The 12,648-nt window shown below is 62.0% G+C and carries 10 protein-coding genes; 3 read left to right on the forward strand and 7 right to left on the reverse strand.

The features are described 5' to 3' along the window. Positions 1–249: 249 nt before the first annotated feature. From AC07TV_RS09820 to AC07TV_RS09830, 3 genes are all read right to left on the reverse strand, one after another. Positions 250–1,050, reverse strand: a complete 801-nt coding sequence (locus tag AC07TV_RS09820) for a response regulator (RefSeq protein WP_494648212.1) — start codon at positions 1,048–1,050, stop codon at positions 250–252. A 77-nt stretch (positions 1,051–1,127) separates the two neighbouring features. Then, positions 1,128–1,682 (reverse strand): flavodoxin family protein, encoded by a 555-nt coding sequence (locus AC07TV_RS09825; RefSeq protein ID WP_494648213.1) that lies wholly within the window; start codon positions 1,680–1,682, stop codon positions 1,128–1,130. A 34-nt stretch (positions 1,683–1,716) separates the two neighbouring features. Then, positions 1,717–2,424: a pirin family protein gene (locus tag AC07TV_RS09830; protein WP_494648214.1), complete on the reverse strand. Its 708-nt coding sequence runs from the start codon at positions 2,422–2,424 to the stop codon at positions 1,717–1,719. Positions 2,425–2,529: 105 nt separating this feature from the next. Here AC07TV_RS09830 and AC07TV_RS09835 point away from each other — a divergent pair, with 105 nt between their 5' ends. Continuing rightward, positions 2,530–3,453 carry a LysR family transcriptional regulator gene (locus tag AC07TV_RS09835; protein ID WP_494648215.1) on the forward strand — a complete coding sequence of 308 codons (924 nt, stop codon included), beginning with the start codon at positions 2,530–2,532 and terminating at the stop codon, positions 3,451–3,453. Between the two features lie 60 nt (positions 3,454–3,513). Further along, positions 3,514–6,600 carry a CHASE domain-containing protein gene (locus AC07TV_RS09840; protein ID WP_494648216.1) on the forward strand — a complete coding sequence of 1,029 codons (3,087 nt, stop codon included), beginning with the start codon at positions 3,514–3,516 and terminating at the stop codon, positions 6,598–6,600. A gap of 51 nt (positions 6,601–6,651) precedes the next feature. On the opposite strand, the gene AC07TV_RS09845 is transcribed toward AC07TV_RS09840, so the two are convergent. From AC07TV_RS09845 to AC07TV_RS09860, 4 genes are all read right to left on the reverse strand, one after another. Continuing rightward, complete coding sequence (locus AC07TV_RS09845; RefSeq protein ID WP_494648217.1) at positions 6,652–7,278, reverse strand: nucleotide-binding protein; 627 nt, start codon at positions 7,276–7,278, stop codon at positions 6,652–6,654. After that, positions 7,275–8,600 carry a TAXI family TRAP transporter solute-binding subunit gene (locus tag AC07TV_RS09850; RefSeq protein WP_494648218.1) on the reverse strand — a complete coding sequence of 442 codons (1,326 nt, stop codon included), beginning with the start codon at positions 8,598–8,600 and terminating at the stop codon, positions 7,275–7,277. Before AC07TV_RS09850 ends, AC07TV_RS09845 begins: the two co-directional genes overlap by 4 nt. Continuing rightward, the gene (locus tag AC07TV_RS09855) at positions 8,597–9,571 is read right to left on the reverse strand and encodes a quinone oxidoreductase family protein (RefSeq protein ID WP_494648219.1); all 975 of its coding nucleotides are present in this window, start codon (positions 9,569–9,571) and stop codon (positions 8,597–8,599) included. The genes AC07TV_RS09850 and AC07TV_RS09855 overlap by 4 nt, the downstream gene beginning before the upstream one ends. A 122-nt stretch (positions 9,572–9,693) precedes the next feature. Further along, complete coding sequence (locus AC07TV_RS09860; protein ID WP_494648220.1) at positions 9,694–11,838, reverse strand: UvrD-helicase domain-containing protein; 2,145 nt, start codon at positions 11,836–11,838, stop codon at positions 9,694–9,696. Between the two features lie 217 nt (positions 11,839–12,055). Here AC07TV_RS09860 and AC07TV_RS09865 point away from each other — a divergent pair, with 217 nt between their 5' ends. Then, positions 12,056–12,406 carry a hypothetical protein gene (locus AC07TV_RS09865; RefSeq protein ID WP_494648221.1) on the forward strand — a complete coding sequence of 117 codons (351 nt, stop codon included), beginning with the start codon at positions 12,056–12,058 and terminating at the stop codon, positions 12,404–12,406. Positions 12,407–12,648: the final 242 nt, after the last annotated feature.

A 12,648-nucleotide genomic window follows, 5' to 3' on the forward strand; every position in this document is an offset into this window, starting at 1 on the left:
TTTACTCCGCTTGATTCGGAAAAAGGGAAAATAGCTCCCCGCGGCCGAACACAACGTGAACAGATACCGGCGGCCGGGGAATGTTCCGAAGATTGGCGCGCGCACATTGCACGCTCGTGACACAGGCCGCAAACGGCATAGTCCGAATGGATCAACGTCTCGTTTTTCGCTCGCTGAAACCGTGAAGTTTTTCAGGTTTCAGCGCAGAAATCAGCCGGGAAGCTTTGCGCTTCTCCGGCGCCAGCGTGGTTAACGGGTCAGTGCTTCGCTGATCAGCCGGCGAATGCTGCCAGCCTCGAAAGGCTTGTCGCAGATGGCCGAAACACCAGCCCGCTCGACGGCGGCCAGACGGCCCATGTTCTGCTCGCTGGTCACCATGAGCACCGGCACCTCGGCCTGCCAGCTTTGCGTGCGGATGTATTCAGTCAGTTCGCGGCCGTCCATTTCCGGCATGTTGTAGTCGGTGATGACGAGGTCGACCATGGCCTGTTCGAGCAGGGCCACCGCCTCTTTGCCATTAACCGCTTCGGTGATGCGTTCGATGCCCAGTTCGGTAAGCAGCCGGCGCAAATGGCGACGCGACGACAGGCTGTCGTCGACGAGCAGGACACGCAGGTTTTCGATCTCGGCCACGTCGAGGTCTTCCGGCGGGTTCAGGTAGTCAGCAGCGGCATAGAGCGCACGCGATAGCTGCTGTTCGTTGAAGGGTTTGGCGACGATGCTGCAGGCGCCGGACTGGCGCACCGGTTCGAGCACCTGCGGGCGGGTTTCGCTGGAGACGAGAATGAAGGGCACGGTTTCAAGATCGCGGTCGGCCCGCATGGCGGCGACCAGTTCGGTACCGGCCAGATCCGGCAGGTAGAGGCTGCTGATCACGATGACATTCGTGCTTTCAACCTTTAGCGCCGCCAGCGCCGCACTGGCCGTATCGACAGCAGTGACTTTCTTGACCCCTTGGTGCTCAAGCATGCGGCTGACCAGATGGGCCTGCATCTGCGACGGCTCGACGAGGATGATGGCGAGGTCAGCCAACGAGGTAGTCATTGCCATGCGATCACTCCGGAACGAAGGGGAATGACCTCACTATAGCAGCGAGCGGACAGCCCGGGGGCCGCCCGCCCAAGCCTTTACCCGCGCAGGCGAGCAGCGATGTCGGCGACGCGCTGGCCGTAGCGTTTGGCGGTATCGAGATCACCGGCCGGGACTTCGGCGACGCTGGCGTCGGAGGGCGAGCGGACAAGCAGGCCGGCCGAACCGCCGAGATGGTTCATGTCGGCATGCGTGGCGGCCTTGGTGTTGGCCGGCAGGATGCCGAGGCTGACCCAGATGCCGCCATGCTGCGAGGCCAGCGTGTGCAGTTGAATCATCGTCGCGCCCTTGTCGCCGACCGGGCTGGCGCTGTTGGTGAAACCGCCGAAAACCTTGTCCTGCCAGGTCCGCGAAAACCAGGGCTTGGACGAGGCATCGGCAAATTTCTTGAACTGCCAACTCGGGCCGCCCATGTAGGTCGGCGTGCCGAAGATGATGGCGTCGGCAGCGGCCAGCTTTTCCCAGCCGCCTTCGGGCAGGTTGCCTTCGGCATCGATGGCCAGCAGTTCGGCGACGGCGCCTTCGGCGACGACTTCGGCGACGCGCTTGGTGTGGCCGTAGCCGGAGTGATATACGACGATGGTGTTGCTCATGCTGTTTTCCATTTATTGATTATTGAAAGTCGGGTCAGGCGACAGGCGGCAGGTCAAAGAGCAGGAATTCCGCTTCTTCACTGGCCAAAAACTTGAGATCGGTTTCGTCGGCAATCTTGGCGCCGTCACCGCCATTCACGTTTTTGCCATTTATTTCCAGTTGACCGTAGATAACGTGCACATAGGCCAGCCGGCCGGCCGCCAGGCGGTAATCGATGCCTGCCCCCGGCTCGACAACGGTGGCCCACAGGCGCGCATCCTGGCCGATGGTCGTGCTGCCGTCGGCACCGTCCGGCGAGGCAACCAGGCGCCAGCGACCGCGCATTTCGTCGAGCGGCAGGGCTTGTTGCTCGTAGCTGGCTGACGTACCGTGCTGCGCCGGTTCGATCCAGATTTGCAGCAGGTGCGTTTCTTCGTCGGCCGATGGGTTGGATTCGCTGTGCAGGATGCCCTTGCCGGCGCTCATCCGCTGCACTTCGCCGCGCCGGATGAAGCCGCCGTGGCCGAGGCTGTCCTTGTGCTCCAGCGTACCGGACAGGATGTAGGTGACGATTTCCATGTCGCGATGGCCATGCCGGCCGAAACCGGTGCCCGGGGCGACGCGGTCCTCGTTGATGACACGCAGGGCGCCCCAACCCATTTCGTCCGGGTCGTAATAATCGGCAAAGGAAAAACTGTGTTTGGCGCGCAGCCAGCCATGGTCGGCGTAGCCGCGTTCGGCAGAAGGGCGAAGCTGGATCATCTCAGTATCCTTGTGAATAAATCGTATTGATTAGTCACCATAGTATTCATGGTGTTCAACAATAAATAGCGAATAATTACGAGGCTATCAGTTAATATTTTTCATATGAAAATATCGCTCGATCTACTGCTCATCCTCGACGCCATCGAACGCTTGGGCAGCTTCACCGCGGCCGCCGCTTCGCTGCATCGCGTGCCGTCCGCGCTGTCGCATGCCGTCGCCAAACTGGAATGCGATCTCGGCATCACGCTGTTCCGGCGCGAAGGCCGGCGCGCCACGCTCAACGAGGCCGGGCGCACACTGCTCGACGATGGCCGCCACCTGTTGCGCGCGGCGAGCGAGCTGGAGCGTCGCGTCCAGCGCATCGCCGACGGCTGGGAGGCCGAACTGCGCATTGCGCTCGATGCGGTCATTCCGATTGAGCGCATCTTTCCGCTGCTCAAGCGCTTCTACGCCGCCGGACACGGCACCCAGATCAGGCTCTCCAACGAAGTGCTCGGCGGCACCTGGGACGCCCTGGCGACCGGCCGGGCTGACCTGGCCATCGGTGCGCCGGGCGACCCACCGTCGCGCAGCGGCATCGCCACCAGCCTGCTGTGCACGCATACCGATTTCATCTTCGCCATTGCCCCGGAGCACCCGCTGGCCGCCTGGCCCGGCACCATCCCGGCCAGCGAGCTGCTGCACCACCGCGCCGTCGTCGTCGCCGACACCTCGCAGGAGCTCGATGCCCGGACCATCGGCCTGCTTGAAGGACAGGACGTCCTGCGCGTCCCCGACATTCGTGCCAAGGTGGCGGCCCAGGCGGCCGGACTGGGCATCGGCCACCTGCCGCGCTGGCTGGCCGAACCGGAGATCGCTGCCGGACGACTGGTGAAGAAAGACCTCGCCACGACACGCCCGGCAGCCCCCCTGCATACCGCCTGGCGCACCCGCCAGGACGGCAAGGCGCTCCTCTGGTTCGTCAAAGAACTAGCTGACAAGGTGGTAACGAGCGCACTGACCGAAGGCCTTCATTCAGGCACATAACCCGGCCCACAGGCGCTCCATATAGTGCTATCTTGAAAAGAATTTGACCAAATCATAACAATGGAAAAATCCCGGCCAATCTCGCTCGACAGCATGCAAAGGGGCCACTATTTCCCGCATTTCCTGCTGCATGAAGGTGGGGCCTGGCTGGTGCTTGGCATCATTCTGGCCATCACCGCGGTGCTCTACGGCATCGTTCGGCAAAGCACCGAGGAGCAGATTTACCAGCGCTTCCTGTACCGCGCCGAGCAGGAGCGGAGCACCCTGCTCTTTCGCCTTCAGGCCCACGCCCAGGTCCTGCGTGGCGCTGCTGCCTTCATCGAGGCGAGCGACGACGTCAGGCGCGACGAATGGCAGAGCTATGTGCGCAACCTGCAGCTGGAAAAAACCCTGCCCGGCATACAGGCCACCGGTTTTTCGCTGATGATCCAGCCGCGCGACAAGGCTGCACATGAGCAGACAGTCCGGAACGAAGGTTTTTCGAGCTATGCCATCAAACCCGAAGGGATACGCGAGCAGTTCAGCAGCATCGTTTATCTCGAACCGTTTTCTGATGTCAATCAGCGCGCATTCGGCTACGACATGTTCTCCGAACCGGTTCGCCGCCTTGCCATGACGCGGGCGCGGGACAGCGGCGAACCAGCCCTGTCGGGGAAAATCACACTCCTTCAGGAAAATGACGGGCAGCCTCAGCCGGGCTTCCTGATTTATATACCGGTATTCCGCAACGGCCAGCCCCACGACAGCATCGAACAACGCCGGGCAACGCTGCGCGGCTTCAGCTATGCCGCTTTCCGCGCCCGGGATCTGCTCGGCAGCATTTTCAACCCGGACAACAAGGATGTCGAAATCGAGTTGTACGACACGGCGGTTGCGCCGGAAAATCTGCTTTTTGATTCGCATCCGGATAACAAGGCGCACAACCACGGGCGCCAGCGCGTAACCCTGCCCATCGAATTCGGCGACCACAAGTGGATCGCCCAGCTACGCAGCAGTCCCGAGTTCGACAGCATTACGCCGACGGCGCTGCCCTTCAGCATTGCCTTCGGCGGCATCCTGGGCGGCCTGGCGACGTTTTTCTGGGTGCGGCGCAACAACGGCTACCGGCGCAACATCACGATCTACGCCGATCGCCTGACCAAGAATGAGAAACGCCTGCGCACACTGATCGACACCTTGCCGGATATTGTCTGCCTGAAGGATGGCGCCGGGCGCTGGACGGAAGCCAACAGCCCCCTGCTCCGCATGCTCGGCCTGAGCAATACCGACTATCGCGGCTCGACCAGCCGGGAATTGGCCGCCTCGGGCAAATTCGACACGGCGCCGCTGACGCTGCTCGACACCTCGGATGAACGTGCCTGGAACAATGGCGGCCGTCTCGACGAAGAACTGATTTTCCGTGACCACGACGGCAAAGAACAGGTTTTCGAAATTGCCAAGGTGCCGCTTTTCGGAGCCGACGGCAACCGGCAGGCACTGGTCATGGTCGGCCACGACATCACCAAACGGGTTCAGGTGGAAAAGGAGCTGCGCTCCGCCGAGCACAAGTTCCGCGGCCTGGTCGAGCAGTCGCTGGCTGGCGTCTATATCATTCAGGGGCCGCATTTCCGCTACGTCAATCCGTGGTTTGCCAAGCTCTTCGGCTACGAGTCGCCCGAGGAAGTCATTGACCGGGTGGCGGTCATCGACCTGGTTGCCCCGGAAGACAGGCAGAAGGTTGCCGACAATGTCCGGCGGCGGGAAAAAGGTGAAATCGAGGCGCTGCACTATGGCTTTACCGGCCTGCGCCGGGACGGCAGCAAGCTGGATGTCGAAGTCTTCGGCACGGCGGTCGATTTTGAAGGGCGGCCGGCGGTGATCGGGATCATCATCGACATTTCCAAACGCAAACAGGCCGAGGCGGAACTGGACCGCCACCGGATGCACCTCGAAGAGCTGGTCGCCTCGCGCACCGCCGACCTCCAACTGGCCAAGGAGGCAGCCGAAGCGGCCAACCGTGCCAAGAGTACTTTCCTGGCCAACATGAGCCATGAACTGCGCACGCCGATGAATGCCATCATCGGCCTGACCCACATCCTCAACCGACGCAGCAACGACCCCGACCAGCGCGACAAGCTGGGCAAGATCGACAAAGCAGCCAGCCATCTGCTGAGCTTGCTCAACGACATCCTCGACCTGTCGAAAATCGACGCCGAACGGCTCAAGCTGGAACAGACCTCGTTACGCTTGGGCAGCATCGTCGCCAACATCGAAAGCCTGGTCAGCGACAAGCTGGCCGCCAAGGGGTTGCAACTTGAACTCGACGTCGAGCCGCAACTGAGCGAAGCCAAATTGCTCGGCGACCCCCTGCGGCTGCAGCAGATTTTGCTCAACGTGGTCGACAACGCGGTTAAGTTCACCGAGCGCGGCAGCATTTCCATCGGGGCGACGACGGTCGAACAAACGGCGAACACGCTGACCGTCCGCCTGGCCGTCCGGGACACCGGTATCGGCATTTCCCCCGAGGCGCAGGAAAGGATCTTTTCGCCGTTCGAACAGGCCGACGGTTCTACCACTCGCCGCCATGGCGGCACGGGACTGGGCCTGGCCATCGTCCGCGAACTCGTCCGGCTCATGAATGGCCGCATTGAAGTGCACAGTACGCCGGACGTCGGCAGTACCTTCACGCTGACCATCTGTTTCACCAAGGCGGCGCCGGACGCCGCGGATCTCTCGGCAACGCCGGCCGACCAGACAAACGACGCCCGGCCCGCTGATTTCAGCGGCAAGTGTGTGCTACTGGCGGAGGACGACCCGATCAACCAGGAAGTCGCTCTCGAACTGCTGCAATGCCTGCCCGGCCTGAGCATCGACGTTGCCGACGACGGCACCAAAGCGCTCGAACAGGCCAGCCGGAAATACTACGATCTGGTCCTGATGGACATGCAGATGCCGAACATGGATGGACTGGAAGCGACGGTGGCGATTCGCCGGCTACCCGGCTACGCGGCGACACCGATTCTGGCGATGACCGCCAATGCTTTCGCTGAGGATAAGGCGAAGTGCCTGGCGGCGGGGATGTCCGATTTCATCGCCAAGCCGGTCAAGCCGGAACTGCTCTACGCCAAGCTGGAGCAATGGCTGGGCATGACTGCCAATTCGGCCTGATTTCGTTTTTGGCCGTTTTTTCCGGTTGACCGTGGAACTGCGCCGAGGCGCTCAGTTGGCCTCGACCCATTTGATGATCGCCTGCCATTGCTCGATATCGCGCTCGGCACGCGACGGCGGCAGGTCGAAAATGGTCATGCCGGCGGCAGTGGCCTGGACATAGGTCTGCGTGTCGCGCAGATAGGCCAGCACCGGCAGCTCGAAGGTGGCGAAGAAGCGCTCCAGTTCGCCGGCGGCGCGCGTTCGCGCATCGACCCGCATGCCGATTACGGCGACGTCGGCCTTGCCCTTGCGCACGGCCTTTTCGGAGAGCAGTTCGGTCAGGAAATGGCGCGTCGCCAGCATGTCGAACATCGACGGCTGGACCGGCACGATGACCCGCGTCGACAACTTGAGGACGCGTTCGAGCATCTTGCCGTGCAGACCGGCCGGGGTGTCGAGGATGACGTGCGTCGTGCCCTTCGGCGGCCGCGAGATCTTGTCTTCGCCAACCTGCCAGGTGTCGATGGTCGGCAGGGCGAAGGGGCGAATGCCCAGCCATTCGCGCGACGATTGTTGACGATCGATGTCGCCGAGCATCACCTCGGCCCCCCGGCTGGCGAAATAGCCGGCCAGGTTGGTGGCCAGCGTACTTTTGCCGGACCCCCCCTTGGGATTGGCGACGAGAAAAGCTTTCATGCCGAAACTTCCTTTTTATCCAGGATATGGCGAACCAGATTGACGTGTTCGCGCAGGGTGTAGGCCAGATCGGTAAAGCCGAGCGGAATGTGCAGGGCACTGGCTTCATCGTCGAGGGCATCGAGCCGGCTGCGGTAGTCGGCCAGTTTGGCCGGATCGAAATGGTGTTTGAGATCGTCTTCGAGGAACTTCAGCTCGCCGTAAATGCGGAAAACCTTTGAGCGCACCCGCCAGTTATAGATTGCTGGCGCCACCTTGAGGAGCGGGATGAGCAGGACGAAGATCGGGACCAGCATGACGATCAGCCGGTCGACCAGTACGGCCAGCCAGAACGGCAGGTAGCGTTGCAGGAAGGACGGGCCGGACTTGAAGAAGCGGGCCGCTTCGGGCGACAACGGCAGCATCTGGTCCATGTAGGAAGGAAATTCGCCTGTATCCTGAAAGAAGCCGGATTTGCCATGCACCTCGCTGGCCGCCTGCAGGAGCAGTGCCTGCAAGGCCGGATGGAGGTCTTCGCGGACGATCAGATTGGCCGTCGGCGCCAACACCTTGATGTCATCCGGCGGGAAATCGCGAACCAGATCGGCGACGCCCCGCGGGAAGGTCAGCTTGGTCAGGAAAGGAAAGCGGCGCTGATAGGCGCGGTCCTGGGCGAAGCTCATGAGTTTGACGCCGGGCGAGCGGATCAGCACCTGAACCACCGGCGCCGTTTCGGCGGCGATGATGAAGGCGGCATCGATCCGTCCCTGCTGCAGCTCCTCGGCCGCCGACAGGCCGGCTAGCGGGACCAGATGATCGTCGTTCGGAATTTCGTTGGCGTCGAGCAACTGCTGCGCCAACTGGCGCACCCCGGAGCCTTCCTGGCCGATAGCGATACGTTTGCCCTTGAGCTCGGTCAGGCGCGTCAGCACCTTGTCGCCGCGATAGAAGACCCAGACCGGCTCGTAAAAAACGCTGCCGAGCGAGAGCAGGCCGGATTCGTCCTCGGCATCGGGATCGTCCTTCGGCGGCACGACACCGCCCTGGACGAAGCCGATCTGCACTTCGTCCTTGTGCAGGCGATCCAGATTCTCCAGCGAACCGGCCGAGGTCCGCACCTCGAGGGTGATGCCGTTCTTGGCCAGGATGGTGGCGTAACGCTTGGCGAACTGGTAATAGGCGCCACTTTCGCTGCCGGTGCTGATGGCAATCTTGTTCGGCGGCGCCGGTTCGACAAACTGGTAGGCAATAGCGAAGCCAATGCCGGCGAGCAGGACAATCCACCAGGCGGTGGCGAACAGGTCGCGCAGCGAGAGCAGGCCAGCCTTGATCCTGGCCATCATGGCAGCAGAATGGTCGAACCCGTGGTCTTGCGCGCCTCGAGATCACGATGCGCCTGGGCTGCGTCCTTCAGTGCGTAAGTCTGATTGACCTCGATCTTGACCTGGCCAGAGACGACGACATCAAACAGCTCGCTGCCCAGGGCGACGAGATCTTCGCGCTTCGCCGTGTAGTTCATGAGCGTTGGCCGGGTGACGAACAGCGAACCCTTTTGCGACAGCACAATCAGGTCGAGCGGCGGCACCGGGCCGGAAGCATTGCCGAAGGAAACCATCATGCCCATGGGGCGCAAGCTGTCGAGCGAGCCGGCGAATGTATCCTTGCCAACGCCGTCATAGACCACGGCGACGCCTTCGCCGTTGGTGATTTCACGGACGCGCTGGGCGAAATTCTCGGTGCTGTAGTTGATCACGTGGTGGCAGCCGTGTGCCTTGGCCAGCTCGGCCTTGGCCGGCGAGCCGACGGTGCCGATCACCGTCGCGCCAAGCGCCCGCGCCCATTGGCAAACGATCAGCCCGACGCCGCCGGCGGCAGCCTGGATCAGCACGGCATCGCCCGGCTGGACGCGATAGGTCTTGCGCAGCAGGTAGGCCGCCGTCAGGCCTTGCAGCATCATCGCCGCGCCGGTTTCGAAGGAGATGGCGTCGGGCAGTTTGAGCAGGCGGTGCGCCGGGATGTTGCGCACGTCGGCGTAGGCGCCAAGCGGGCCGCCGGCATAGGCGACGCGATCGCCGACCTTGAGTTCGCTGACCCCTTCGCCCACCGCCTCGACGACGCCGGCGCCTTCCATGCCGATACCGGAAGGCAGGGTGACCGGGTAGAGGCCGGTGCGGTGATAGGTGTCGATGTAATTGAGTCCGACGGCGTGGTGGCGAATGGTCGCTTCACCGGCGGCCGGCGCCGGTACCTCAACCGTTTCCCAGGACAGCACTTCCGGACCGCCGTTTTGATGAAGACGAATGGCGTAGGGCATGGTGATCTCCTCGTTATCTGCTTATTTTTGCGAGATAACGAGGTTATCACCGTGCCGGCCGGCGATCTACCGTCGGGCGATTTGAATTTTGGTCAAATTTTCGAGTTGACCGTGGGATTGCCTCAAACCGGCGTCAACTTGGCGTACTCGAGCGCCAGCCACTTCATGCCGCTGCCCCCGAAGTTGATCTGGACGCGCGCATCGGCGCCACGCCCCTCGGTGGACACGATGACGCCGATGCCGAACTTGGCATGCTCGACTGTCTGCCCGATGCGCAGGCCGCCCGCCGCAGCCGGCTCGGCATAACCGCCGCCGAACGAACCGAAAGCCGGGAAGGCCGCTGCCGGCGCCGCTTTCTTGTTGAGTTTGAGCAGCAGTTGCTCGGGAATTTCATCGAGAAAGCTGGACGGCACGCAATAGCGCGTCTGGCCGTGCAGCATGCGGGTCTGCGCACAGGAAACGTAAAGGCGCTGACGGGCGCGGGTGACCGCCACGTACATCAGCCGCCGCTCCTCCTCCAAGCCATCCTTGCCGGCGTTGATCGAGTTTTCGTGCGGGAACAGGCCCTGCTCCAGGCCGGTGATGAAAACCACATCGAACTCGAGTCCCTTGGCGGCGTGCACCGACATGAGCTGGACCGCCTCCTGCCCCTCGCCGGCCTGATGCTCGCCGGCTTCGAGCGAAGCCAGGGTCAGGAAGGAAACCAGCGCCCCGCCTTCGCCGATGGCGCCTTCATCGTCGATGAAAGTCGCCGCAGCGTTGATCAGTTCGTCGAGATTCTCCAGCCGGTCCTGGCCTTCCTTGTCGGTCCGGTAATGCTGGGCCAGACCGGATTTTTCGATGACGTGCTCGACCATTTCCGGTAGCGGCAAGCCTTCCGTCTCGACGCGCAGTTGTTCGATCAAACGAATGAAGGCGCCGACCGTCTGGCCAGCCTTGCCGCTCAGCGAGGCCGCCGCGTTGTACAGGCTGGAATTGGTCTGATGCGCCGTGGCCTGGAGGTTTTCGAGCGAACGGGCGCCGATGCCGCGGGTCGGGAAATTGACGACGCGCAGGAAAGCCGTATCGTCGTCCGGATTGCCGAGCAGGCGCAGATAGGCCAGGGCGTGCTTGATTTCCTGCCGCTCGAAGAAGCGCAGGCCGCCATAAACCTTGTACGGCACGCTCTTGGTGAACAACTCGTTTTCAAGCACGCGCGACTGGGCGTTGGAGCGGTAAAGCAGGGCAATCTGCGTCGGCGAGATGCCGTCGCGGACCAGTTCACGGATCTCCTCGACAACGAAACGCGCCTCGTCGAGGTCCGAATAAGCCTCAAAGGCGCGGATCAGCTCGCCCTCGCCGGCATCGGTCCACAAATTCTTGCCGAGGCGCTCGCGGTTGTTCTTGATGATGGCGTTGGCCGCGGCCAGGATGTTGCCGTGCGAGCGGTAGTTCTGCTCGAGCCGGATCACATTGTCGCCGGCGTAATCGCGCTCGAATTCGCGCATGTTGCCGACCTCGGCACCGCGGAAGGCGTAGATGCTCTGGTCGTCGTCGCCGACGGCAAAAACCACGGCCCCGCCGCCGGCCAGCAATTTCAGCCAGGCGTACTGCAGCTTGTTGGTGTCCTGCACCTCATCGACCAGGATGTAACGGAAGCGGTCCTGATAGTGTTTGCGCAAAGGTTCGTTGCGCTGCAGCAATTCGTAGCAACGCAACAACAATTCGGCGAAGTCGACGACGCCTTCGCGGTTGCACTGGTTCTCGTATTCGGCGTACAACTCGACGCGTTTTTGCGTGTAATTGTCGTAAACCTCGGCCTGTGCCGCCCGCACGCCCTGCTCTTTATGGGCGTTGATGAAGTGGCACAACTCGCGTGGCGGATACTTCTCGTCGTCCACATTCAGGTTCTTGAGCAGCCGCTTGACCATCGCCAGCTGGTCGGCCGAATCGAGGATCTGGAAGGTCTGCGGCAGCCCGGCCTCGCGGTGATGCGCCCGCAGCAGGCGGTTGCACAGGCTGTGAAACGTGCCGATCCACATGCCGCGCGTGTTGATCGGCACCAGCGACGACAGCCGCGCCGTCATCTCCTTCGCCGCCTTGTTGGTGAAGGTCACCGCCAGCACCCCGTGCGGCCCGACCTGACCGGTCGACATGAGCCACGCAATGCGTGTTGTCAGCACCCGGGTCTTACCACTGCCAGCCCCGGCAAGGATCAAAGCATGAACAGGCGGCAGCGTAACTGCCTGAAGTTGCGGCGAATTCAGATTTGCAAGGAGATCGGACATGAAGTCTCAAGGTTAAACCGGGCAACGCCCGGTCAATTGGTATGACCAATTAGTTGCGTTTGTACAACGAAAACTACAATTACGTGCATTTTTTCACAGTCACGAACCGAGTGCACACGTATACTTGCCTAAAATATATTGCAGTGCACAAAACTATTAGCCCACAAGGCAGTCTTACCCAACAGTAGCTACCGCTACATAGAGAAGGAGAATCAGCATGAACAGCATGAATGCACCGAAGATCCTGCCATGGATCGCCCGCAAGGCCGGCATCAGCGACGAGCTCGCGCTCAAACTGTGGCGCCGCGCCGTCAGCGAAGCAGAGTATCTCACCGGCAAAACCGAAGGTTCCGCCTACTGGGGCTTGGCCATCGATCGTTTCCTGGCCATCGTTGAAGACGAAGTCGGCAACGTCCAGTCCTACAGCCTGGCCCCCGCTCCCCAGCTTTCCTGGATGTGGCGCCATCAGTCCAGGATGTCCTTGCTGTCCCTCGCGGCGACCCAAAACGCTTACCGTTACTGGCAGAACACTTGGGAAGGCATCTACCAGCAAAAAAAAGCGGCGTGACCGGGCGACAATAAAGTAGGACCCGCGGGTGCGGAGCGTGCAGGCTCCGCACCCGCTGCACCCGGTCACTGACCATCTGTTTGCTGCAGTCGCTCCACGTCGTTGAGCCCCGTCGGGCCTGCTACGGTCAACCGCAAAAAAGGGCCAAGATCCAAAGGCTCGAGGCATGCCTCGCCCTCATCGCCGATGAGTCGGGGTCAACCGGTATAATTCGCGGTTACTCTCCGATTTCCAGCGAATGA

Source organism: Azonexus sp. GW821-FHT04F04 (assembly GCF_059420025.1).